This window comes from Streptomyces sp. NPDC088354, from assembly GCF_044753585.1.
Taxonomy (GTDB): domain Bacteria; phylum Actinomycetota; class Actinomycetes; order Streptomycetales; family Streptomycetaceae; genus Actinacidiphila.
Genome location: NZ_JBIVNJ010000048.1, coordinates 1 through 24,080 on the forward strand (window position 1 = coordinate 1; position 24,080 = coordinate 24,080).

The 24,080-nt window shown below is 72.3% G+C and carries 18 protein-coding genes; 8 read left to right on the forward strand and 10 right to left on the reverse strand.

The window, feature by feature from the left end:
* Window positions 1-172 precede the first annotated feature (172 nt).
* The 4 genes from ACIP98_RS37230 (at window position 173) to ACIP98_RS37245 (ending at window position 4,935) form a co-directional block, all read left to right on the forward strand.
* Entirely contained in the window at window positions 173-1,777 is a 1,605-nt protein-coding gene (locus ACIP98_RS37230; protein ID WP_319662214.1) for an MFS transporter, read from the forward strand.
* Window positions 1,774-2,421 (forward strand): TetR/AcrR family transcriptional regulator, encoded by a 648-nt coding sequence (locus ACIP98_RS37235; protein ID WP_401980663.1) that lies wholly within the window; start codon window positions 1,774-1,776, stop codon window positions 2,419-2,421. Before ACIP98_RS37230 ends, ACIP98_RS37235 begins: the two co-directional genes overlap by 4 nt.
* Before the next feature lie 262 nt (window positions 2,422-2,683).
* Window positions 2,684-3,604: an endonuclease/exonuclease/phosphatase family protein gene (locus tag ACIP98_RS37240; protein ID WP_401980704.1), complete on the forward strand. Its 921-nt coding sequence runs from the start codon at window positions 2,684-2,686 to the stop codon at window positions 3,602-3,604.
* A 122-nt stretch (window positions 3,605-3,726) separates the two neighbouring features.
* The gene (locus tag ACIP98_RS37245) at window positions 3,727-4,935 is read left to right on the forward strand and encodes an MFS transporter (protein ID WP_319662211.1); all 1,209 of its coding nucleotides are present in this window, start codon (window positions 3,727-3,729) and stop codon (window positions 4,933-4,935) included.
* A 922-nt stretch (window positions 4,936-5,857) separates the two neighbouring features.
* Here the strand turns inward: ACIP98_RS37245 and ACIP98_RS37250 are convergent.
* A complete protein-coding gene (locus tag ACIP98_RS37250; protein ID WP_401980665.1) occupies window positions 5,858-7,615 on the reverse strand; it encodes an NAD+ synthase in 1,758 nt (585 codons plus the stop codon).
* Between the two features lie 197 nt (window positions 7,616-7,812).
* Between ACIP98_RS37250 and ACIP98_RS37255 the strand changes: the two genes are divergently transcribed.
* Together ACIP98_RS37255 and ACIP98_RS37260 are read left to right on the forward strand one after the other, a co-directional pair.
* The gene (locus ACIP98_RS37255) at window positions 7,813-9,174 is read left to right on the forward strand and encodes a glutamine synthetase family protein (protein ID WP_319662209.1); all 1,362 of its coding nucleotides are present in this window, start codon (window positions 7,813-7,815) and stop codon (window positions 9,172-9,174) included.
* Between the two features lie 102 nt (window positions 9,175-9,276).
* Window positions 9,277-9,834, forward strand: a complete 558-nt coding sequence (locus tag ACIP98_RS37260) for a DUF1990 family protein (RefSeq protein WP_401980667.1) — start codon at window positions 9,277-9,279, stop codon at window positions 9,832-9,834.
* A gap of 13 nt (window positions 9,835-9,847) precedes the next feature.
* On the opposite strand, the gene ACIP98_RS37265 is transcribed toward ACIP98_RS37260, so the two are convergent.
* The 4 genes from ACIP98_RS37265 to ACIP98_RS37280 form a co-directional block, all read right to left on the reverse strand.
* A complete protein-coding gene (locus tag ACIP98_RS37265; protein ID WP_319662207.1) occupies window positions 9,848-10,516 on the reverse strand; it encodes a hypothetical protein in 669 nt (222 codons plus the stop codon).
* A 121-nt stretch (window positions 10,517-10,637) separates the two neighbouring features.
* Entirely contained in the window at window positions 10,638-11,042 is a 405-nt protein-coding gene (locus tag ACIP98_RS37270) for a DUF6416 domain-containing protein (RefSeq protein ID WP_401980670.1), read from the reverse strand.
* 96 nt (window positions 11,043-11,138) lie between these two features.
* Complete coding sequence (gene glpK, locus ACIP98_RS37275; RefSeq protein WP_319662205.1) at window positions 11,139-12,653, reverse strand: glycerol kinase GlpK; 1,515 nt, start codon at window positions 12,651-12,653, stop codon at window positions 11,139-11,141.
* 47 nt (window positions 12,654-12,700) lie between these two features.
* Complete coding sequence (locus tag ACIP98_RS37280; RefSeq protein ID WP_319662204.1) at window positions 12,701-13,468, reverse strand: IclR family transcriptional regulator; 768 nt, start codon at window positions 13,466-13,468, stop codon at window positions 12,701-12,703.
* Between the two features lie 181 nt (window positions 13,469-13,649).
* Here ACIP98_RS37280 and ACIP98_RS37285 point away from each other — a divergent pair, with 181 nt between their 5' ends.
* Window positions 13,650-14,084, forward strand: a complete 435-nt coding sequence (locus ACIP98_RS37285; RefSeq protein ID WP_319662203.1) for an ATP-binding protein — start codon at window positions 13,650-13,652, stop codon at window positions 14,082-14,084.
* Between the two features lie 19 nt (window positions 14,085-14,103).
* On the opposite strand, the gene ACIP98_RS37290 is transcribed toward ACIP98_RS37285, so the two are convergent.
* From ACIP98_RS37290 to ACIP98_RS37305, 4 genes are all read right to left on the reverse strand, one after another.
* Window positions 14,104-15,141 carry a TolB family protein gene (locus ACIP98_RS37290; protein WP_401980674.1) on the reverse strand — a complete coding sequence of 346 codons (1,038 nt, stop codon included), beginning with the start codon at window positions 15,139-15,141 and terminating at the stop codon, window positions 14,104-14,106.
* A gap of 28 nt (window positions 15,142-15,169) precedes the next feature.
* Entirely contained in the window at window positions 15,170-16,459 is a 1,290-nt protein-coding gene (locus tag ACIP98_RS37295; RefSeq protein ID WP_401980676.1) for an MFS transporter, read from the reverse strand.
* 2 nt (window positions 16,460-16,461) lie between these two features.
* Entirely contained in the window at window positions 16,462-17,361 is a 900-nt protein-coding gene (locus ACIP98_RS37300) for an alkaline phosphatase family protein (protein WP_401980678.1), read from the reverse strand.
* 210 nt (window positions 17,362-17,571) lie between these two features.
* Entirely contained in the window at window positions 17,572-19,857 is a 2,286-nt protein-coding gene (locus tag ACIP98_RS37305; protein ID WP_401980681.1) for an N-acetylmuramoyl-L-alanine amidase, read from the reverse strand.
* Between the two features lie 354 nt (window positions 19,858-20,211).
* Between ACIP98_RS37305 and ACIP98_RS37310 the strand changes: the two genes are divergently transcribed.
* The gene (locus ACIP98_RS37310) at window positions 20,212-23,184 is read left to right on the forward strand and encodes a bifunctional [glutamine synthetase] adenylyltransferase/[glutamine synthetase]-adenylyl-L-tyrosine phosphorylase (RefSeq protein WP_319662199.1); all 2,973 of its coding nucleotides are present in this window, start codon (window positions 20,212-20,214) and stop codon (window positions 23,182-23,184) included.
* A 48-nt stretch (window positions 23,185-23,232) separates the two neighbouring features.
* Here ACIP98_RS37310 and ACIP98_RS37315 read toward each other — a convergent pair whose 3' ends face one another.
* The gene (locus ACIP98_RS37315; RefSeq protein ID WP_401980684.1) at window positions 23,233-24,075 is read right to left on the reverse strand and encodes a phosphatase PAP2 family protein; all 843 of its coding nucleotides are present in this window, start codon (window positions 24,073-24,075) and stop codon (window positions 23,233-23,235) included.
* Window positions 24,076-24,080 lie beyond the last annotated feature (5 nt).

A 24,080-nucleotide genomic window follows, 5' to 3' on the forward strand; every position in this document is an offset into this window, starting at 1 on the left:
CCACCCCCCAGATCATGCGGACTACAGGGGGGAACAGTCATGCCGTCCCAGAGGCCGGGCACCCCATTGCGGGGCTGATCAACAAGGTAATGGGGACTCCGGTCACTTCGCTTTGCCGACCTTTTACAATACGATACGGTCCCGTATCGAAATTCAGGTCTAGCGTGGAACCATGTCCGCCGACGTGCCGCAGATCCGGCCCCTCAGCGTCCCGGAGGCGGTCCATCGCCGCCGCTGGGCCATCCTCAGCGTCCTGTTGCTCAGCCTCCTCGTGGTGGTGCTGGACAACTCGATCCTCAACGTGGCGATGAAGACGATCGCCGAGCCCGCCCCCACCGGCCTGGGTGCCACCCAGAGCCAGCTGGAATGGGCGATCAACTCCTACACCCTGGTCTTCGCCGGCCTGCTCTTCACCGCCGGCCTGCTCGGCGACCGGCTCGGCCGCAAGAAGGTGCTGCTCTTCGGCATGGTCGTGTTCGGCATCGGATCGGTGCTGTCGGCCTTCGCCGGCTCCTCCGGGGAGCTGATCGGCTTCCGCGCCGTCATGGGCTTCGGCGGCGCCTTCGTCATGCCGGCCACCCTCGCCATCATCATCAACGTCTTCGAACGCGAGGAGCAGCCCAAGGCGATCGGTATATGGACCGGCGCCGTCGGCCTGGCCATCGCGATCGGCCCGGTCACCGGCGGCCTGCTGCTGCAGCACTTCTGGTGGGGCTCGGTCTTCCTGGTCAACGTGCCGATCATCCTGGTCGCGCTGGTGGCGATGGTGCTGCTCGTCCCCGACTCCCGCGACCCGCGGCCGGGCCGGCTCGACCCGATCGGCGTGCTGCTGTCCATCGTCGGCCTCGTGCTGCTGGTGTACGGCATCATCAAGGGCGGCCAACTGGCCGACTTCGGCGCCCCGGAGGCCTGGACGACCATCGTCGGCGGTCTGCTGATCCTCGGCGCGTTCGTCTGGTTCGAGGCGCGCAGCACACACCCCGCCTTCGACGTGGCGTACTTCCGCAACCCGACCTTCTCGGCCTCGGTCTCCGCGATCGGCCTGGTCTTCTTCGCGCTCATGGGCGTGACGTTCTTCATGGTCTTCTACATGCAGAGCGTGCGCGGGTACAGCGCGCTGGAGTCCGGGCTGCTGCTGCTCCCGCTGGCCGTCGCCCAGCTGATCTTCGCGCCGCGGGCCCGGCTCGTCGTCGACCGCATCGGCGCCCGGGCCACCTGCGGCGCCGGCCTCGGGCTGATCGCGCTGTCCTTCCTCGGCTTCCAGCTGCTGGACGGGGACAGCCCGATCTGGATCCTGGAGCTGCTGTTCTTCCTGATGGGCACGGCCATGGCGCACGTCATGCCGCCCGCCACGGTCGCGATCATGTCCTCGCTGCCGCGCGAGAAGGCGGGCTCGGGCTCCGCCGTCAACAACACCTTCCGGCAGGTCGGCGGCGCCCTCGGCGTGGCAGTCCTCGGCTCCGTGATGTCCACGGTCTACCGTGACGGCATCAAGGACCATCTGACCGGCCTCCCCGCCGGTGTACAGCACCAGGCCGGCGAGTCCATCGAGGCCACCCGTGCCGTCGCCGAGCACATGGGCCCCGCGGGCAAGGCGCTCATCGGCCCCGCCACCGACGCGTTCATCCACGCCATCCACGTCACCGCCTGGGCCTCGACCGCCGTCGCCCTGCTCGGGATGGTCGTCGTGCTGCTCTTCCTGCCGCGCAAGAACGCGGGGACGCGCCCCGCGGGCGGCGAGGAGCGTGAGGCCCGTCCGGTCGAGGTAGGCCGATGACGGTGCCGGTGCCGGTACCTGCGACGCCCGCGCGGGAGCACTCCGAGGCCGGACGGCCCCGGTGCCCGCGCGGGCGTCCGCGCAGCGCCGAGGCCGACTCGGCGATCGTCGAGGCCGTGCTCCGGCTCATCGAGGAGGGCGCCACCATCGGCGGGCTGTCCATGGAGGGCATCGCCCGCGCCGCGGGCGTCGGCAAGTCCACCGTCTACCGGCGCTGGCCCGGCAAGGACGCCCTCATGCTCGACGTCCTGCGGTCCCTGGACGAGACCGCGCCCGAGCTGGCCGGGGTCTCGGTCCGGGACGACCTGGTGACCTGTGTGGAGTTCATACGGCGCCGCGCCCTGGTGAAGCGGTCGTCCGCGCTCATGCGCAACGTCCTCGCCCAGTTCCAGAACGTTCCCGAGCTGTGGGCGGCCTACCACGACACGGTCATCGTCACCCGCCGCCGGCAGGTCGCCGAGGTCCTGGCCCGCGGTATCCGCGAGGGCGAACTCCGCGACGACATCGACCTGGAACTCCTCAGCGACCTCTTCGTCGGCCCTATGCTCTCGCGCGTGATGCTGCGCCCCGAGGCGTCGCTGCCGGACGGACTGTCCGAGCAGATCGTGGACTCGGTGCTGCGCGGCGTGCGGGCGGTGCGCTGAAGGGGGGCGTAACGGGCGGAATGTGCCCGTTGTGTCACAGGCGCCCACGTGCCGCCCCTCGCGGGAACCCGCCGCCCGGCGCGCCCCGTCCTTCACGTGTCGATCCCCTATGGTCGACTGAGCACTTCGCAAGACAGTGAGGACTTCCCTTATGGCGCAGGCGTACGACGCGGATGTGACCACCGAAGGCGGCGGGGAGCCGCGACGCGGGTCCGGCGCGGCGGGACGATTCCGGCGTTGGGTCAAGAAGTTCAGGGACGGCATGTGGCGGCGCGGCATCATCACCGCCGTACTGGCCGTCCTCACAGCTGTGGTGATGGGCTTTCACGGGGCGCTGCCCAACCGGATCGGCAACGTGGGCAGCCTGCTGGAGACCTTCCTTCCGTGGGTCGGGCTGGCGATCCCGGTACTGCTCGTGGTGGCTCTGCTCCGGCGCTCGGCGACCGCGCTGATCGCGCTCCTGCTGCCGGTGCTGGTCTGGGTCAACTTCTTCGGCGGTCTGCTGTCCGACAAGCACACCGGTGGCGGCGATCTGACCGTGCTCACGCACAACGTCAACGCCGACAACCCCGACCCCGCCGGCACCGCCCGCGACCTCATCGCCTCCGGCGCCGACGTGATCGCCCTGGAGGAGATCGCGGCCGGCCAGGCACCGTCGTACGAGAAGGGACTGAAGGGCACTTACCGCTATCACTCCGTGCAGGGCACGGTCGGGCTGTGGAGCAAGTACCCGCTCACCGGCGTGCGCCCGGTCGACATCGGGCTCGGCTGGGTCCGCGCCATGCGGGCCGCGATCACCACGCCGGACGGGAAGGCCGCGGTCTACGTCGCCCATCTGCCCTCGGTGCGCGTCAAGTTCAACGCGGGCTTCACGGCGGGGGAGCGGGACCACAGCGCCGACGACCTCGGCGAGGCCATCGCCGGCGAGAAGGTGCCCGACGTGATCCTCATGGGCGACCTCAACGGCACCATGAACGACCGCGCCCTCGCCAACATCACCTCGCAGATGCGCTCCACGCAGGGCGCCGCCGGCCACGGGTTCGGCTTCAGCTGGCCCGCCGACTTCCCGATGGCGCGGATCGACCAGATCCTCGTGAGGGGCGCGGAGCCCACCGACTCCTGGGTGCTGCCGCCGACCGACAGCGACCACCGGCCGGTCGCCGCCAAAGTGGCACTTTCGTAGCAAGAGGGCTTAACACGCCGTTCGTCTGTGGGTGACACCACGGGAAGAATGGTCGGGGAGAGTTTGTTCCGCAGATAAACTTATAGGGCTCCCCGCCCCCCACCTCCCCGGAAGGGTCGCTCATGCCTCTCGCCCTGCTCGCACTGGCGATCAGCGCATTCGGCATCGGTACGACGGAGTTCGTGATGATGGGCCTGCTGCCCAACGTCGCCGACGACCTGCACACCTCCATCCCGACCGCCGGCTACCTCGTCTCCGGCTATGCCCTCGGTGTCGTCATCGGCGCGCCCCTGCTGGCCGCCCTCACCACGCGCATGCCGCGCAAGGCCCTGCTCATCATGCTCATGGGCCTGTTCACGGTCGGCAACACCCTGTCCGCGCTCGCCCCCGGCTTCGGCTGGCTGCTGGCCGGACGCATCCTCGCCGGGCTGCCGCACGGAGCCTTCTTCGGCGCCGGCGCGGTCGTGGCGGCCGGCATGGTCGACCCGGCGCGCAGGGCCCGCGCGGTCTCGCTCATGATCGCCGGGCTCACCGTCGCCAACATCGTGGGCGTCCCCGCGGCCACGCTCATGGGCCAGCACCTGGGATGGCGGGCCACCTTCCTCACCGTCGGCGTGATCGGTCTCGTCGCCATGGCCAGCATCGCGCTCCTCGTCCCGCGCATGCCCGTGGCGCCGGGCGGCGGACTGCGGCACGAACTGTCGGCCTTCCGCAACGCACAGGTCTGGCTGGCGCTGGCCACCACGATCTTCGGCTTCGCCGCGGTCTTCACGGTCTACAGCTACGTCACGCCGCTGCTCACCGAGGTCGCCGGGTTCGGCGACGGCAGCGTCACGATCGTGCTGGCGCTCTTCGGCGTCGGCGCCACCATCGGCAACCTGCTCGGCGGGCGCCTCGCCGACCGGGCGCTGCGGCCCGCCCTGCTCGGCAGCCTCGCGGCGCTCGCGGTGGTCCTGCTGCTGTTCACGGTCACCTCGCACGCGCGGTGGAGCGCGGCGCTGAGCGTCGTCCTCCTCGGGATCGCCGCGTTCGCCGCGGGCTCGCCCCTGATGATGCTCGTCATGGACAAGGCCCGGCACGCCCCCGGGCTGGCCTCCGCCGCGAACCAGGCGGCGTTCAACCTGGCCAACGCGGGGGGTGCGTGGCTCGGCGGGTTCGTCATCGCGAGCGGGCTCGGCTACGTCGCGCCCGCGGTCGCGGGCGCGGGGCTCGCGGTGAGCGGAGTCGTGATAGCGGGGGCGGCGGTGCTGCTCGAGCGCCGTTCCGGGGGGTCCGCGTCGCGGGTGGTGGCGGCGGGGGCGGTGCGGGGGGCGCCCGAGCGCGTCGGCTAGCGCCGGGCTGTCCGGGTAGGTTTTTTCCCCGCCCTCCCGCCCGTGTGCCCTGTGAGGTCTGGGCGCCCCGGCGCGCGTTTTGTGGGGTGCCGGGTGCGGGGCCTCCGGGGCTGGGCATTCTGGACAGCACATTTAGGTGCCTCCGGCACCCTCAACTGATCACCCCGGGTCATGCACCCAAATATGCTCCACAGTCCAGAACGCCCACCCCTACGACCCCGCCCCCTCCGTTTCGTCATGCGCCTGATCCCCGGTGGGGGGTAGTGGCGGCACCGTGCCCGGGGCCGCCCGTTGGCGCAGCGCCGTCCGAGGGGGCCAGCCCTCTCGCGGCAAGCCGAAGGGGCGGAGTCAGGCAACCACAATCACCCGGACCGCCCCCACCCCCCTCCGGCGCGGTCCGCGGGGCCAGCGCTCGCGCGGCAGGCCGCCGGGGCAGAGTCAGGCAACCGCGGTCACCCGGACCGCCCCCACCCCCCTCCGGCGCGGTCCGAGGGGGCCAGCGCTCGCGCGGCAGGCCGCCGGGGCAGAGTGAGGCGACCGGGGTCACCCGGACCGCCCCCACCCCCTCCGGCGCGGTCCGCGGGGCCAGCGCTCGCGCGGCAGGCCGCCGGGGCGGAGTCAGGCAACCGCGGTCACCCGAACCGCCCCCACACCCCCACCGGGGATCAGGCGCATATGGAGACGGAGGGGGCGGGGTCGGAGGGGTGGATGTTCTGGACGGTGCGGGATATTTGTGCGCGCCATCCGGGCAGGGACGGGATGAGCAGGTGCTGGAAACGCGCGTAAATATCCCAGTCCAGGACGTGCAGCCCCGGAGGCCCCGCACCCGGCCCACCCCGTACGCGCGTCGGGGCGCCCAGACTTCACGGGGCACACGGGCGGGCGGGCGGGGAACAAGCCTCCCCGGTCCGGACGCGAAGCGTCAGGCGTGTTCGCGCCAGCGATTCGTGATCGGAAGCCGCCGGTCCTTCCCGAACCCCTTCGCCGAGATCTTCGTCCCCGGCGGATACTGCCGCCGCTTGTACTCCGCCGTGTCCACCATCCGCAGCACCTTCGAGACGAGCTCCGCGTCGAACCCGGCGGCGACGATCGCGTCGCGCCCCTGGTCCTGGTCGACGTACATCGCCAGCATCCGGTCCAGCACGTCGTAGTCCGGCAGGGAGTCCGTGTCGACCTGACCGGGCCGCAGTTCCGCGCTCGGCGGCTTGGTGAGGGAGTTCTCCGGGATCGGCGGGGTCTGGCCGCGCTCGCCTGCCGCCTCGTTCCGCCAGCGTGCGAGGCGGAAGACGGTGGTCTTGTAGACGTCCTTGATCGGCCCGTACGCGCCGACGGAGTCGCCGTACAGGGTGGAGTAGCCCACCGCGAGCTCGCTCTTGTTGCCCGGGGCGAGGACGATGTGCCCCTCCTGGTTGGAGATGGCCATGAGCATCGTGCCGCGGAGCCGGGACTGCAGGTTCTCCTCGGCGAGGCCGGTGAGCCCGAGGGCGCCCATGTAGGCGTCGAACATCGGGGCGATGGGGACGGTGCGGAAGTTGAGCCCGGTGCGCCGGGCGAGCTCGGCGGCGTCGTCCTTGGAGTGGTCCGAGGAGTACCGCGACGGCATGGAGACGCCGTACACGTTGGCCGCCCCGACCGCGTCGCAGGCGATGGCCGCGACGAGGGCCGAGTCGATGCCGCCGGACAGCCCGATGAGCACCGAGCGGAAGCCGTTCTTGGCGACGTAGGCACGCAGGCCGACCACGAGCGCGGTGTAGATCTCCTCGTCGTCGCCGAGCCGGGGCGCCTCCTCGCCGCGGACCTCCGGCTCGTAGGCCGGGAGCGGCTCGGCGGAGAGCGTGACGTGCTCGATCTCCAGACCGTCGTCCGCGATGCCGCCCGGCACCTTGGCGGGGTCGGCGGCCGGCAGGTCGAGGTCGAGCAGGACGCAGCCCTCCTCGAACTGCGGGGCGCGCCCGATCACGTCGCCCTCGGCGGAGACGACGATCGAGTCGCCGTCGAAGACCAGCTCGTCCTGGCCGCCGATCATCGCGCCGTAGGCGAGGGTGCAGCCGGCCTCCTGGGCCCGCTTGCGCACCAGCTCCAGCCGGGTGTCGTCCTTGGCGACCTCGTACGGGGAGGCGTTGATCGCGACCAGCAGACCGGCCCCCGCGGTGCGGGCGGCGGGCACACGGCCGCCGTCCTGCCAGAGGTCCTCGCAGATGGCGAGGGCGACGTCGACCCCGTGCACCCGGATCACCGGCAGGGTGTCACCGGGCACGAAGTAGCGGAACTCGTCGAAGACGCCGTAGTTGGGGAGGTGGTGCTTGGCGAACTTCAGCACGACCTTCCCGCCGTGCAGCACGGCGCCCGCGTTGCGGGGCGAGCCGGCCGGCTGGCCGTAACGCGGCTGGGCCTTCTCACTGCGGTCGAGGTAGCCGACGATCACCGGCAGGTCCCCGAAGCCCTCCGCGGCCAGGCGGGCCGCGAGCTGCTCCAGGGCGGTCCGGCTGGCTTCGACGAAGGAGGAGCGCAGCACGAGATCCTCGACGGGGTACCCGGTCAGCACCATCTCGGGGAACGCCACGAGGTGGGCTCCCTGTTCGGCGGCGTGCCGGGTCCAGCGCACCACCGACTCCGCGTTGCCGGCGAGGTCGCCCACGGTGGAGTCGATCTGATTCAGAGCGAGGCGTAGTTGAGGCACGGCGCCCAGTGTAATCGTCAGACCGACGCGATGTCCGGCTGCGCGCTGTGTGGCGCGGCCCACGTCTTGTCGTTCCGACTGTCGGAGCGGCGCGACGGATGCGTAATCTGGTCGAAACCGCGGCGGGTGATACTGGCGTGCCCCGCCATGCCTATTGGCTGTGGTGCACAGGTGGTATGACCTGCAAGGATGTAGCTATGGACAAGCAGCAGGAGTTCGTTCTCCGCACCCTTGAGGAGCGGGACATCCGCTTTGTGCGGCTTTGGTTCACGGACGTGCTGGGCTATCTGAAGTCCGTGGCGGTCGCGCCGGCCGAGCTGGAGCAGGCCTTCGACGAGGGCATCGGCTTCGACGGCTCGGCGATCGAGGGCTTCGCCCGGGTGTACGAGTCCGACATGATCGCCAAGCCGGACCCCGGCAGCTTCCAGATCCTGCCCTGGCGCGCCGAGGCGCCCGGCACCGCCCGGATGTTCTGCGACATCCTCATGCCGGACGGCTCCCCGTCGTACGCGGACCCGCGCTTCGTCCTCAAGCGGTCCCTGGCCAAGGCCTCCGACCTGGGGTTCACCTTCTACACGCACCCCGAGATCGAGTTCTTCCTGCTGAGGAACCTGCCGCTGGACGGCACCGTCCCGGTCCCGGCCGACAACTCCGGCTACTTCGACCACACGCCGCAGAACGTGGGCCAGGACTTCCGCCGGCAGGCGATCACGATGCTGGAGTCGATGGGCATCTCGGTGGAGTTCTCCCACCACGAGGGCGCCCCCGGCCAGCAGGAGATCGACCTGCGCTACGCGGACGCGCTGTCCACCGCCGACAACATCATGACCTTCCGGCTGGTCATGAAGCAGGTCGCGCTGGAGCAGGGCGTGAACGCCACCTTCATGCCCAAGCCCTTCAGCCAGCACCCCGGCTCCGGCATGCACACCCACCTGTCCCTCTTCGAGGGCGACCGCAACGCCTTCCACGAGTCCGGCGCCGAGTACCAGCTCTCCAAGGTCGGCCGCTCCTTCATCGCCGGGCTGCTGAAGTACGCCGGCGAGATCTCCGCGGTCACCAACCAGTGGGTCAACTCCTACAAGCGCATCTGGGGCGGCGCCAACCGTCCCGCGGGCGCCGGCGGCGAGGCCCCCTCGTACATCTGCTGGGGCCACAACAACCGCTCCGCGCTGATCCGCGTCCCGATGTACAAGCCCGGCAAGACCGGCTCCACCCGCGTCGAGGTCCGCTCCCTCGACTCAGGCGCCAACCCCTACCTCGCCTACGCCGTACTCCTCGCGGCCGGCCTCAAGGGCATCGAGCAGGGCGCCGAGCTCCCCCCGGGTGCCGACGACGACGTCTGGGCCCTGTCCGACGCCGAGCGCCGCGCTCTCGGCATCGAGCCCCTGCCGCAGAACCTCGGCGAGGCCATCCACCTCATGGAGCGCAGCGAACTGGTCGCCGAGACGCTCGGCGAGCACGTCTTCGACTTCTTCCTCCGCAACAAGAAGCAGGAGTGGGAGGAGTACCGCTCCGAGGTCACGGCGTTCGAGCTCCGCAAGAACCTCCCGAACCTCTAGCCCGTCCGGTCCGGGCCGACGGCGTGAAGCCGCCGGCCCGGCGCCGCGTCGCGCACCCTGGGCCGTACCGTGCTGGAGTGGCCACGTCCGAAGAGGAGTCTCATGGCCGGACGCAGTACGAGCCGCTCCCCGACCGGTGCGCTCACCTACGCCGCTGTCGGGGCGACGCGCCCCGCGCAGGAGCCGTGGTCGCCGGAGGGCGCGGGCCTGCGCCCCTTTTCCCGCACCGTCGTCATCGGCCACGGGGACGCGGACTGGCGCGCCGCGGCGGACGCCGTGCTGCGCTGGGGCGTCAAGCGGCGCAGCGGCTTCACCGTGACGGGCTGTGACGGCGCCGGTGAGCGGGTCGCCGCGGGAGCCGAGTACTGGATCACCGCGGGCCTCGGCCCGTTCGCCGTGCGGGAGCCCGTGCGGGTGGTGGCGGTGGTGGACGCACCTGAGCGATGCGGCTTCGCCTACGGGACGCTGCCCGGGCACCCCGTCTCCGGCGAGGAGGCCTTCGTGGTCCACCGCTCCCCGGACGGCGCGGTCTCACTGACGATCCGCTCCCTGACCCGCGCCGCTCCGCACGGTCCGTGGCGGGTCCTGTTCCCGGTGCTGCTCCTGGCGCAGCGGTTCTTCCGGCGGCGTTACCTACGGGCCCTGACGGCGTGCACCTGAAGGGGGCTACGCGTCACCCTCGGACGTCCAGCAGTCGCTCGTGCTGGCGGCGCGCGACGGCCTCGGGCACCGCCACCGGATCGCCCTCACCCTGCGGCAGCAGGAACTGCGACAAGGTGCCGCCGGTGCGGACGACGGACTCCACATTGCCCTTGCCACCGGGCGCGGACGCGTTCGTGATCAGGTAGGACACCGCCTCGTCGCCGGCCTCGACGGGTGCCACGTCCTTGACCGTGAAACCGTACTCCCAGCCCGCGGCGGACCTGGCCCTGAAGCCGCCGCACTCGGGCACCGCCTCCTTGAGCTCCGCCACCCAGGCCCGCGCCTCGGCCTCGGTGTGGCTGCTCAGCGCCAGGCTCCCCGACGTCGTCCCGCCGGCGCCGCGCACGCCGTCCAGCGTCTCCCACACCAGCGCCTTTCGCGCGTGGCGCGGACGCGCACTCATCATGTCGGCCAGCGGCTGGCACCTGGGCGGCGACGCGGTCACCACATCGTCCGGGTCGAACAGCGGCATCCCCGGCCCGACGTCGGCACTGAGCCCCGGAACGTCCGAGTCCCGGAGCAGGGCCCTCGTCAGCTCTCCCTTGCCCAGCGACCTGTCTTCGGTTGCCTTCGCCGCCCCCGGACGGCTGCCGCAGCCGGCGCACATCGCCGCGACGGCCACGAGGACAGCACAACGCATCAGACTCCGCACAGCAGGTCCCCCCACCAACCCCGGGGGCATGCCCCCCGTACCCCGATCTCGGCGGTGACCCTGGCAGCCGGCCGGTGCGACCAGGCTCTGCCGCTTCGGAATGGCGGAGTCACCCGCCCGGCTGGGCGGCCAGGAACACGGCCGCCACCGAAGGGCGGACCGCGTACGTCGCGCCGATGCTGCCCTCCGGAGCCTGCCACCAGTGGAAGGGAAGGCGCCGCCCGCTGTTGCCGTGTGCCTTGCTCATCCCGGACAGCACACCCGCCACGTGGTGCGCGGGGTTGCCCTCGTTCGGCCCGCCCATGACCTCGTCCACCAATTCCGTGCAGTGGATGCTCCGCCCGGGGTTGCGCAGCAGGTACTGGAACACCCGCAGGGTCTGTGCGGGGAGTTCGGCCAGGAACACCGCGGCGCGCTCCAGGTCCTCCGGGCCCCATTCCGGGGCGCCGTAGTGCCCCTCCTCACCGGAGTGCTGCGCCCACCGCGCGTCGGTCTCGATCAGGAACAGTGTCACGTCGGCCCCCCAGGCTGGTGATCGGCCCCGCCATTCTGCCCGGCACGAGCACATCGCGAGCACGCATTGGCACGGCTGTGTTCCCACCGGACCGGGTCACGAGGCCCGCGGGGGCTGGATCCAGCCGACGGAGCGTTCGACGGCGCGCTTCCAGCTGTCGTACTCGGTCTCCCGCCGCGCGGGCTCCATCGCGGGCAGCCACTGGGCGGCGCGGTGCCAGTTGCGGCGCAGGACCTTCAGGTCCGGCCAGTAACCGGCGGCCAGGCCGGCGGCGTAGGCGGCGCCGAGGGAGACGGTCTCGGCGACCATGGGGCGGACGACGGGGACGTCGAGCACGTCGGCGAGGAACTGCATGAGGAGGTTGTCGGCCGTCATGCCGCCGTCGACCTTGAGCTCCTTCAGGGCGATCGAGGAGTCGGCGTTCATCGCGTCGACGACCTCGCGGGTCTGCCAGCCCGTGGCCTCCAGGACGGCGCGGGCCAGGTGGCCCTTGGTGATGTACGAGGTGAGGCCGACGATGACCCCGCGGGCGTCGCTGCGCCAGTGCGGGGCGAACAGCCCGGAGAAGGCGGGGACGATGTAGCAGCCGCCGTTGTCCTCGACCGTGCGCGCCAGGGTCTCGATCTCCGGGGCGCTGTTGATCAGGCCGAGCCGGTCGCGGAACCACTGGACGAGGGAGCCGGTGACGGCGATCGGGCCCTCCAGCGCGTACACCGCGGGCTGCCCGTCGATCTTGTACGCGATGGTGGTGATCAGCCCGTGCGTCGAGCGCACGAGGCGGTCGCCGGTGTTGAGCAGCAGGAAGCTGCCGGTGCCGTAGGTGCACTTCGCCTCGCCGGGGGAGAAGCAGGTCTGCCCGAACAGCGCGGCCTGCTGGTCGCCGAGGGCGGCGGCGAGACGGACTCCGGGGAGCACGACCTTGGCCTCCCCGTAGACCTCGGCCGAGGCGCGGATCTCCGGGAGCATCGCGCGGGGCACGCCGAAGAAGTCCAGCAGCTCGTCGTCCCAGGCCAGCGAGCGGATGCTCATCAGCATGGTGCGGCTGGCGTTGGTGACGTCGGTGATGTGCAGACCGCCGTCGGGTCCGCCGGTGAGGTTCCACAGCAGCCAGGTCTCCATGGTGCCGAAGAGCACGTCGCCGTCCGCGGCGCGTTCCCGCAGGCCCGGGGAGTTCTCGAAGCTCCAGCGAAGGCGGGGCGCGGAGAAGTAGGTGGAGGGCGGCAGGCCGCAGCGTTCCATGAAGAACTCCGAGCCCGGCTCCAGCGACAGCTCGTCGACCTGGCGCGCGGTGCGGGTGTCCTGCCAGACGATGGCCCGCCCCAGGGGGGTGCCGGTGGCGCGGTCCCACAGCACGGTGGTCTCCCGCTGGTTCGCGATCCCGATGGCGGCGACCTCCTCGGGGGTGATGTCCGCCTCGGACAGGGCCTGCGGCACGATGCGCTGGAGGTTGCGCCAGATCTCCAGGGCGTCGTGCTCCACCCATCCCGGCTTGGGGAAGTGCTGCTGGTGCTCGCGCTGTGCGACCGACACCAGGCGCCCGCGGTGGTCGAACAGGATGCATCGGGTGGAGGTGGTGCCCTGGTCGATGGACAACACATACCGTTCAACCATGTCGGGGGCCTGCCTTCCGATGCGTTCGGGGCCAGCTGCGGGACCTGCTACCAGCGGGCCGCTCCCAGGTCTCTGGAGATCGCCCGGGCCGCCTCCCGGAGCAGGGTGACCATGGCCGGTTGCGGCCGGCCCTTGGAGTCGCAGATCCGCTCGACGGGCCCGGCGACGCCGATCGCGCCCACGACCAGCCCGCCGTGGCCGCGGATGGGCGCGGCCACGCCCGCCTCGCCCATCGACATCTCCTGCACCTCCGCGCCCCAGCCCTGCTCGCGGACCTCGGCGAGGGCGCGGCCCAGCTCCTCGGGGTCGGTCAGGGTGTGCCGGGTGTACGCCTCCAGCCCGGCGGCGACCGCCGCGTCCACGTGGCTGGCCCCGAACGCCAGCAGCACCTTGCCCAGGGCGGAGGCGTGCAGCGGCAGCAGCGCCCCCACGTCGAGGGTCTGCAGACTGTCGTCTGGCCGGAAGACGTGGTGGACGATGAGCACCTGGCCTTCCAGGGGGGTGCCCAGCCGTACCGTCTCGCCGCTGCGCGCGGCCAGGGCGTCGGCCCAGTTGATGGAGCGCGAGCGCAGGTCGTTGACGTCCAGGTAGCTGCTGCCCAGGTGCAGGAGGGCGGCGCCGAGCTGGTACTTCCCGGTCGACGGGTCCTGCTCGACGAAGTCGACGTGCTGGAGGGTGCGCAGAATTCCGTGGGCGGTGCCCTTCGCCAGACCCAGCGAGGCCGCCACCTCGCCGAGACCCAGCCGGCGGGAGCCCCCGGCCAGCAGGCGCAGGATTGCCGCCGCCCGTTCGATGGACTGGAGCGGGCCGGCCATGTATCGATCGTAGCCCGGCTGTTGCGGCTCGGCAGCGGACGCGGTCCCCGGGCCCCTCCGGCAGGGGGAATGCGGCGTTCGGTAATGCCGACCCGGTTTCATTGCCCTTCACCCGGTCTGTCAATAGCGTTCGCAGGACGTCCGGGTGCCCGCCCGGCGGGGCTCCTCGGAGGGAGGACACATGACGGCGGAGCCGAACACGATGCCGCAGCGTGAGGACGTGCACGTCGCCCCGCTGTCCCACATCCCCGGCGCCCTGTCCGTCGTCCGCCGGCGGGTCCGCGCGGTCCTGGCCGACTGGAACCTCTGCCCGGAGCTGACCGAGGACGTGCTCCTGGTGATCTCCGAGCTGACCACCAACGCGATCGTGCACGCCCTGGGGCCCGCGACCCTGCGGGTGTCGTGGGTCGCGCTGGACGGCCTGAGCGCTCTGCACATCGAGGTGACCGACTCCGGGCCGGCCAACCCCTGCGGGCCGCCCGGCGGCATCGACCCCGACGAGCACGGCCGGGGGCTCGGCATCGTCAAGGCCCTGTCCGCCCGCTACGGCATGCGCACCGACCGTGACGGAGTCACCCGCTGGGCCGACCTCCCCGTGCGGGTGGCCGCCGCCTGAACCCCGCCGGCCCCGCCGGTCACTGCCCGAGATAGGCCGGTGCCAGCGCGGCCGTCGCCATCCGCCGCGCCTTCCCGGTGCCGTCGGCCGGCACCGTCCACAGGTCGGCGCCGAAGTCGCCCGCGAGGGCGTAGACGATCGTGCGGTCGTCCCGCCAGACGACCTGGTCGTCGACGCTGCGGTCCTCCGCGAGCGGCCGCTCCCGCATCGTGGCGAGGTCCAGGACGTACAGCCGCCACGGGGCGTCGGGGGACAGGCCCGCCACGCGCTTCTTGAAGACCAGACGGGTGCCGTCGGGGGACAGCGAGGGGCACTCGACGTTGCTGCGCAGGGTCCGCACCGAAGCTGCGGCGACGTCGCCGCGCACGAGGTAGGTGCGGCCCGCGGTGCCCAAGGTGGCGTAGAAGTGCCCGTCGTCGGCGAAGGTCACGCCCCAGAAGTTGACGTCGGCCGCGTGGTAGGGCCTGCCGTCCTTGGTGATCGTGAAGTCCTCGAGGTTCCCCCGCAGGTCCCAGGTGCGCGTGTCGAGGACGGAGGTGCGGGTGGAGAAGTTGGTGCCGGCGTACGAGTCGCCGCCGACGAAGACCGTCCAGGCGACCATGCGGCCGCTGGGGGAGACCCGGGCCCGGGTGGGGATGCCGGCCAGCGGGTAGCTGCGGAGCTCCTTCAGGTGCGCGTCGAGCACGACCGCACGGTAGGTGTCCTGGACGGTGCCGTGCACGGACTGCAGGCAGATGCCGGTGCCGGCGGCGGCGTAGAAGCGCAGGCACTTGATGCCGGAGGCGGTGCGGGCCCCGTCGGGACGGTCGGCGGGCACGGTCGCCAGCTCGTCGCGGTGCGGGCCCCAGGCCATGTTCCGGAAGACCATGCGGGGCGCGTCCGGGGCGAGGGAGACGCTGCCCTCGGTGACGGCAGGACCGCCCGCCTGGGGGCGGTCCTTCTCGGCGGCCCGGTCCGCGGCGTGCAGCACCGCCGCCGCGGCGACGGCGGCGAGGACCGCCACGGCGGCCAGCAGCACGAGCAGGCGGTTCCGGGGGCTGAGGGGGGCGGTGTCCATGCGGTCCATGCGCAGCCTTTCTGCGGGGTCAGGAGGCCGATCCCGGTCGTGTCGGTCGTGCGGGGCGCAGCCACACCGCGCAGGCCGCGCAGACCGCCAGTGCCGCGGTGGCGGTGGTCAGGGCCGTACGGTCGCCCCAGGCGGTCCAGGCGGCGCCGAAGGCCAGGGACGCGGCGAAACGGGCCGCGGCCTGCCCGGTCTGGATGAGGGCGAGCCCGGCGCCGCGCAGCTCGGCGGGCACCGCGGTGGAGGCGGCGGCCATCAGGACGCCGTCCGTGGCGGCGTAGAAGGCGCCGTGCAGCAGCAGGACGAGGTAGGCGGGCCCGTGCGCGAGCAGCAGGGCGTACGCGCCGAGCAGCGCCGCGTGCCCGGCGAGGAACATCCGCCAGCGCCCCAGGCGGTCGGCGAGCCGGCCCAGCGGGATCGCGAGCAGCAGGAAGGCGGCCGCGGTGCCCAGCGGCATCAGCGCGAACCACCGGTCGGGCACCCCCAGGCGGTGCTGCAGCAGCAGGTAGACGAAGGAGTCGCTGACGGTCGACAGCCCCAGCAGGGTGGCGCAGATCGTCAGGCGCCGCACGTCCGGGCGCCGCAGCAGCGCGACCGAGGCGCGCAGCGAGGGCTGCGCCGCCGGGGCCGCGGGCACCGGCGGATCCTCGGGGCCCGCCGCCGGCCGCGGCCGGCCGCCCGGGACGAAGAGCAGCAGCACGAGCACGCCCAGCGCGGCCACACAGAAGCTGACGGTGAAGACGGCGTCGTAGCCGTCGGCCGCCTGCCGCAGGATGAGGAAGGCGACCAGGGGGCCCAGCAGCGCCCCGGCCGTGTCCATGGCGCGGTGCACGCCGAAGGCCCGCCCGCGCGCCTCGGGCGCGGAGGAGAGCGAGATCAGCGCGTCGCGCGGCGCCGTGCGCAGGCCCTTGCCCGTGCGGTCGACGGCCAGCACCGCGCCGATCAGCGGCAGGCTGTGGACCAGCAGCAGGGCCGGCTTGCACACCGCCGACAGCCCGTATCCGAAGGCCGCGACGGCCTTGTGGCGGCCGCCGCCGCGGTCGGCGAGGTGGCCGCCGACCAGCCGCACCAGCGCGCTGAAGCCGTTGTAGACGCCGTCGAGCAGGCCGAAGCCGAGCGGTGAGAGGCCGAGCCCGGCGACCAGGTAGAGCGGCAGGACGGCGGTGACCATCTCCGACGAGACGTCGGTGATGAGGCTGACCGTGCCCAGGACGAGGACCGTGGGGGCGACGGCGGCCGCGACCCGAGGCCCGGGACGTTTCGCGTCCCGGGCCTCGTCGCCGGCGGCGCCGCGGCTGTCCGCGACGTACACGCTCAGCTCGCCCAGATACCGGTGATGTCGGAGGCCGAGGCGGCGTTGCCCGCGTGCGTGGTGAGACCGGCCAGGTCCTCCAGCGTGCGCAGCACGTTGTAGTGGTTGTAGGTCGTCGCCGAGGACGAACCGGCCTTGACCGGCTGGCCGTACAGGACCGTCGGGATGCGGTTGCCCGCCAGGCGGTTGTCCTCGTCGAAGGTGACGACGAGCACGCTGTTGTGGGTCTTGGCCCAGGTGGCGTAGGCGCCCAGCTTGTTCTTCAGCCAGGTGTCGCCGGTGGAGACCGAGCAGTCGTGCATGTCGCTGCACAGGTTGGGCGTGACGAAGGAGACCTTCGGCAGCGTGGTGAAGTCCGTCGGGAACTGCGCGAAGGTCTTCGCCGTCGACGTCGGGACGTTCTTGAAGGCGAACCACGGGTTGTGCTTGCGCGCGTAGTCGCCGCTGCTGCAGGTGGTCGAACCCTGGCTCGGCAGCGTCTCGTTGTAGCTGGCCCAGCTCTTGCCCGCGGCGATCAGCTCCGAGGCGAGGTTGGCGGCCGAGCTGAAGCCCGGGGTGTAGCAGCTGTCGTCGGTGACGCCCTGGTTGCCGCCCGAGAAGATCTGCAGGTAGTTGGGCTGGCTCGGGTGCGTGACGCCGTACGACTGCGTGAGGCCGGCGCCGCCGGCCTTCAGCGTGTTGTTGAGGTACGGGGCGCTGGAGCTGCCGATGACCTGGCTGTAGGCGTGGTTCTCCATCATGACCACGACCACGTGGTCGGGGTTGGGCACATTGCCCGCGGCGTGGGCGGTCTCGGAGCCGCCGAGCGCGGCCCACAGGCCGAGCGAGGCGGCGGCGAGGCCGCAGGCGGATGCGACAGCGGTGACAGTGCGACGGGGACGGGACAGGGACCAGCCGGACACGACGGACCTCCGGGGCGGGGGACAGGGAGTGGCGCCGCGCCAGGTTAGGAGGAGGCCGCGGAAGCCGGAAGCGCTCCTCAGGTGAAGGTACGTGGAACGCTGCGTGGTACCGGGGAACGTCAGGTCAAGCGCAGGCAAAGAGCCCGGGGGACGCGCAACTCGCGTCCCCCGGGCTCCCGCTGCCGATGCGTCACATCACGTCACATCAGGTCACTTCACGTAGGTGATGCCGTCCGTGGTGATGGCCGGGCGGCCCGAGGTGCCCACCACGACGATCTTCAGGGTGTGCTTGGCGCTCGTGCTCCAGGACGTGGACCAGATGGTCTGCCGGTACAGCGTGCTGGAGGACTTCAACTCCACGGTGGCCTTCTTGACGCCGTCCACGTAGACGTACGCCTGCCCGGAGGTCGAGGCCCGCGAGACCACCCAGCCCACCGAGCGTCCGGTGAACGTCCAGGTGAGGCCGGCGTTCTTGGACGAGGAGGTGAGCGACTTGCCGCCGAGGTAGCTGGTGGAGCTCTTCGTGGACCACGATCCGGTCCTGACCGCCGAGGTCTCCTGGATGATCGCGGCGGTGCGGCTGACCGAGGCGGTGCTGTAGTTGCCGGCGAGGTCGGTGGCCCGCAGGTTGTACGTGACGGCGCTGCCGGCCTTGCCCGCGGTGCTCCAACTCGTCGTCGTGGGACCGAAGGTGGCGGCGGACGGCGTGGTCGCCGAGGAGCTCTTGAGGACCGTGTTGTCCGCGGCCTTCCAGGTCACGGTGACCGGCACGGAGGTGCTGGACACCGTGGCGTTGCGGATTCTCACCGCGGGGGCGGTGGTGAAGGTCGGCTTGGTGGTGTCGCCGGTCACCGCGAGCGAGGCGGACACCGACGTCTTGTTGTTGATGTGCACCGCGCGAACCGCCACCGTGTGGTTGCCGGTCGGCACCGTGATCGCGGCCGAGGTGGCCGTGTGGGTGGTCGTGGCCTTCACGACGCCGTCGACCAGCACCTCGAAGCGCTTGACGAGCACGGCCGGCGTGGTGGTCTTCCAGGTCACCGTCATGGCGCCCTTGGTGTAGTACCTGGAGCCGGACTTGGTGGCGCCGGTCGGCGTGCCGAGCGTGGGCGTCGCGACGGGGCCGGCCGCGTAGGAGCGGATCGTGGGCAGCTTGTCGTACAGGTTCTGGCCCGGGCAGGCGGTGGCGAAGCCGTCACGGTGCCCGGAGATCGCGTTGAAGGTGTACTTGGTGCCCAGCTTGAAGGGCGGGCTGTCGCTCGCGCCCTCCGTCAGGGTCTGCGTCTTGCTGCCCGGGTTGGGGTTGATCTTGTACTGGCCGAGCTTCCACGCGGCGAGCGCCGCGACCGAACCCAGCATCTGCGAGGTGATGGGCGTGGCGGCCTTGCCGTCGATGACCTGGTACGTGCCGAGCACCGCGATGCCGAAGCTGCGGGTGTTGAAGCCGTAGGTGTGCGCGCCGATGACGGGCAGGTCGATGCCGCCGTAGCGGCCCTCGAAGATCGTGCCGCACTTGTCGACCAGGGCGTTGTAGCCGATGTCGCGCCAGCCCTCGGCCTGCACGTGGTACGCGTAGATCGACCGCACGATGCTCGCCGAGGCGGAGCAGTCGTAGCTGACGGCGGTGTCGGTGTGGTGGACGAAGACCGCGGTGACGTCCGTGGCGTAGTCCGGGTCGCCGGCCTCACGGATCTTCTCGTCGGCGCCCCAGCCGGCCCGGGAGACGATCGCGGGCTTCGCCACGGTGGACGCCGGAGCGGCCGGCCGGGTCGAGGTGGGGCTGGGGCTGGTGCTCTTGGTCGGCGTGGCCGTCGGGGAGGCCTTCGTCGGCGTCGGGCTCGCGGACGTCGTGGCGGTGGCCGGCGGCGTGGTGGTCTGCGAGGCCGGTGCCGAGGTCGGCGCGGACGGGCTCTCGGTGGTGCCGGAGGTGGCGGAGGGGTCCGGCGTGGTGCCGGTCGCGGTGTCCGTCGCCGTGGGCTCGCCGGGGGTGGTGCTGGGGGACTCCTCGCCGTCGGCGGCGTCCTCCGCGAAGGCCGCGGGGGCCATCGCCAGGCCGGAGCCGCTTGCGGAGCCGCCGTGCGAGGCGTCGCCCACGAGCTCCAGGCGCATGCCGTCGGGCAGCCGGCCGGACTCGCCGCTCGCGGAGACGACCTTCAGCTGCACGCCGTCGGAGGGCCCCACGTACAGCGGTGCGGAACCGCCGCGCATGTGCTGCTCGGCGCCCGGGTCCGGCGCGTCGTCGTTGTGCGGGTCGACCGTGTTCCAGCCGGACCACTGGCCGGTGGCCACCGACCGGGTGCGGACCTGCACGGTGCCTTCCAGCACGCTGCGCGGATCGTCCCACGTCAGCCCGACCAGCCCGAAGGTGTCGGTGGAGCGCTGCGGCACGGTGCGCTCGCCGCCCTGGCCCTCCAGCTTCACCGAGCGGACGACGGTGGGCACGGGCTTTCCGGCCCCCGCCGCGGCGGTGCCTTCCGGTCCCTGTGCGACGGTCACGGCCGTCACCGCTCCCGCGCCGCCGAGCACGACCGCTCCGATCGCGAGCCAGGCGCGTCCGCGCAGCCGCGGTAGTCCCGGCAGTCGTCGCGACCCCGCGGATCTCCTGCTTCCCTTTGGCATTCCGTTGCCCCGCCCCTGATGACCGATCGACCGGCTGGTTGTACGTTCAAATGACCAACGCTTTTTATCAGACGGCCCTTTGGCCCCTCGCGCCGCGGTCGGGGTCCGCGGGAAAGCGCCCATACCGTTGCTTATCGGAGCCGGAACGGGCCGGATACCCTCTGAAGTGCGGAGCGGCGCGGCCGAGGGCCCGGACGCCGCGACGCCGGGAGACGGCGGAAGGTGGTCGGAGTGCTGGAAGGGCGACGGGACACCAGGTTCGGGCGGCTGCTCAAACGCGGCTTCGCCGACGCCGTGGCCGCCGAGAGCATGCTGGGCGGCGAGGAACTGGTGTCCGTCGGCAACGACCCGGTGCTTCTGGACGCCCTGGGCGCCACCGCGGACCCGGACCAGGCGCTGACCGGCCTGGTGCGGCTGGTGGAGGCCCTGGACGCGGGCGAGCGCCGCACCCTGCTCGACACGATCACCGCCGCCAAGCCGCTGCGCGACCGGCTGCTCGGGGTGCTGGGCGCCTCCGAGGCGCTGGCCGACCACCTGACCCGGCACCCGCGCGACTGGCACGCCCTGGTGACCTACGAGCACGCGGATCTGCACCCGGGGACGACGGACTTCGAGCGCGGCCTGCGCAGCGCCGCCGACCCGGACGCGCTGCGGGCCGCCTACCGGCGCTGCCTGCTGGGCATCGCCGCCCGGGACGTGTGCGGCACCAGCGACCTCGTGCAGACCGCCGCCGAGCTGGCCGACCTGGCGACCGCCACACTGCGCGTCGCGCTCGCCATGGCCGAGGCGGAGGCCCCCGGTGACGCCGCGCAGTGCCGGCTCGCGGTGATCGCCATGGGCAAGTGCGGCGGCCACGAGCTCAACTACATCTCCGACGTGGACGTCATCTTCGTCGCCGAGGCCCGCGGCGAGACCGACGGCCTGGAGGACGAGGCCAAGGCGGTCCAGGCGGCCACGCGGCTGGCCTCGCGCATGATGCGGATCTGCTCCGACACCACCGCCGAGGGCAGCATCTGGCAGGTCGACGCCAACCTGCGCCCCGAGGGCCGGCGCGGCCCCCTGGTGCGGACGCTCTCCAGCCACGTGGCGTACTACAAGCGGTGGGCGAAGACCTGGGAGTTCCAGGCGCTGCTCAAGGCCCGCCCGGTCGCCGGCGACCCGGCGCTCGGCCAGGAGTACGTCGAGGCCCTGTCGCCGATGGTGTGGCAGGCCGCGGAACGCGACCACTTCGTGCCCGACGTGCAGGAGATGCGGCGCCGGGTCGTGGAGAACATCCCCGTCGCGCACGTGGACCGCGAGCTCAAGCTGGGCCCCGGCGGCCTGCGGGACGTGGAGTTCGCCGTGCAGCTGCTGCAGCTCGTGCACGGCCGCACCGACCCCGCGCTGCGCAGCGGCACCACCTTGACCGCGCTCGCCCAGCTCGCCGCGGGCGGCTACGTGGGGCGCGCGGACGCGGCGGCGCTCGACGCCTCGTACCGCTTCCTGCGCACGATGGAGCACCGCATCCAGCTGCAGAAGCTGCGCCGTACCCACCTCGTGCCCGAGGACGAGGCGGACCTGCGCCGGCTCGGCCGCTCCCTGGGCTTCCGCGCCGACTCCGTCGCCGAGCTGTACCGCGAGTGGAAGCGGCACGCCCGGGAGGTGCGCCGCCTGCACGAGAAGCTCTTCTACCGGCCGCTGCTGGACGCCGTGGCCCAGCTGGCGCCGGGCGAGGTCGGCCTCACCCCGGACGCGGCCAAGCAGCGCCTGGAGGCGCTCGGCTACGCCGACCCCGCCGCCGCGCTGCGCCACCTGGAGGCGCTGGCCTCCGGCGTCAGCCGCAAGGCCGCCATCCAGCGCACGCTGCTGCCGGTGCTGCTGGGCTGGTTCGCCGACTCCGCCGACCCGGACGCGGGCCTGCTGAACTTCCGCAAGGTCAGCGACGCGCTGGGCCGGACCCCCTGGTACCTGCGGCTGCTGCGCGACGAGGGCGCCGCCGCGGAGAACCTCGCCCGGGTGCTCTCCTCCGGGCGCCTCGCCCCCGACCTGCTGATGCGCGCCCCCGAGGCGGTCGCCCTCCTCGCGGACGACGAGGGCCTGCAGCCGCGTTCACGCGCCGCGCTCGACCAGGAGGTGCTGGCGGCGGTCCATCGCGCCGGCTCCGCCGAGCAGGCCGTGGCCGCCGTGCGCGGCGTCCGGCGCCGCGAGCTGTTCCGTACCGCCGCGGCCGATGTGATCGGGGTCCACCGGGACGCGCCCGACGCCGTGGGCGCCGCCCTCACCGACGTCAACGCCGCCGCTGTCGCAGGGGCCTTGCAGGCCGCCGTCAACGCCGTCGAGGCGGCGGACGGCGAGCCGCTGCCGACCCGCTTCACCGTCATCGGCATGGGCCGCTTCGGCGGTCACGAGCTCGGCTACGGCTCTGACGCCGACGTCCTGTTCGTCCACCAGCCCTACGAGGGGGTGGAGGAGCACCACGCCTCCCGCGTGGCCGTGAAGGTCGCCAACGAGCTGAGGCGGCTGCTGCAGATCCCGACCACCGATCCGCCGCTCCTCATCGACGCCGACCTGCGCCCGGAGGGCAAGAGCGGGCCCCTGGTGCGCACGCTGGCCTCGTACGCCGCCTACTACCGGCGCTGGTCGCTGGCCTGGGAGAGCCACGCCCTGCTACGGGCCGAACACGTCGCGGGGGACGAGGAACTGGGCGCGCGCTTCATGGCGCTCGCGGACCCGCTGCGCTACCCGGCCGGGGGCCTGACGGAGGAGGCGGTCCGGGAGATCCGCCGTCTCAAGGCCCGTATGGAGTCCGAGCGCCTGCCGCGCGGCGCCGATCCGACGACCCACGCCAAGCTGGGGCGGGGCGGGCTCAGCGACGTCGAGTGGACCGTGCAGCTCTTCCAGCTCCAGCACGGCGCGCGGATCCCGGGCCTGCGGACCACGCGTACCCGGCCCGCGCTCGCAGCGGCGGCGGAGGCGGGCCTGCTCGGCGCGGAGGACGCCGAAGTCCTGGACGCCGCCTGGGTCCTGGCCGGCCGGGTCCGCAACGCCGTGATGCTCGTCCGGGCCCGCCCCGGCGACACCTTCCCCGGCGACGGCAGGGAACTCGCCGCGGTCGGTCGCCACCTCGGGTACGAACCCGGGCACGTGGGGGACATGGTGGAGGACTACCGCCGCACGACCCGCCGCGCGCGTGCGGTGGTCGAGCGGCTCTTCTACGACGCCTGAGACGCCGGGGCGGGGCGGCGCGACCGCCCCGCCCCGCGACGACCGGTCCTACGCCGTGGCGACCCGCACGTGGCGCGGGAGCCGGTAGGCCAGCCCCCCGTAGACCGCCCAGGAGGCGGCGAAGCCGACCGCGAGGCAGGCGGTGCCGCCGGCCGCGTCCAGCCAGAAGTGGTTGGCGGTGGAGACGATCACCAGCAGCGTCGTGACGGGGTAGAGCACCCCCAGCACCCGGACCCAGGTGTGCCGGGCCAGCATCGCCACGGTGATGCCGCACCACAGCGACCAGCCGATGTGCATCGAGGGCATGGCCGCGTACTGGTTGGACACATGGGCGAGGTCGCCGGAGGCCATGGAGCCCCATGTGTGGTGGATCCGCACCGTGTCGATGAACCCGCCGCCCATCAGGCGCGGCGGCGCCAGCGGGAAGAAGTAGTACCCCAGCAGTGCGATGCCGGTCGTCACGAACAGCACCAGCCGGGTCGGCGCGTAGCGCCCGGGGTGCCGGCGGAAGAGCCAGACGAGCACCGACAGGGTTACCACGAAGTGCAGCGTGGCGTAGTAATAGTTCATCCCGACGATGAGCCACGTTACCGAGTTCACGGCATGGTTGATCGCGTGCTCGAAGGCGAGGCCGAAGGACTGCTCCAGGTCCCACACCCGGTCCGCGTTGCGCATGGCCGCAGTCTTCTGCTCGGGCACGGCGTTGCGCACGAGTGAGTAGATCCAGTAGCTGACGGCGATCAGCAGGATCTCGAACCACAGCCGTGGTCGGTGCGGTGACAGCCGTCCGTTGCCCGTCGTCGCTCCATCGGCGTCACGGGAATCGATGGAGCGCGGCGGGTCGGCCGTTGCGATACGGCGTGCCATGGTCTTCGCGGTCGATTCCCCCATGGGGC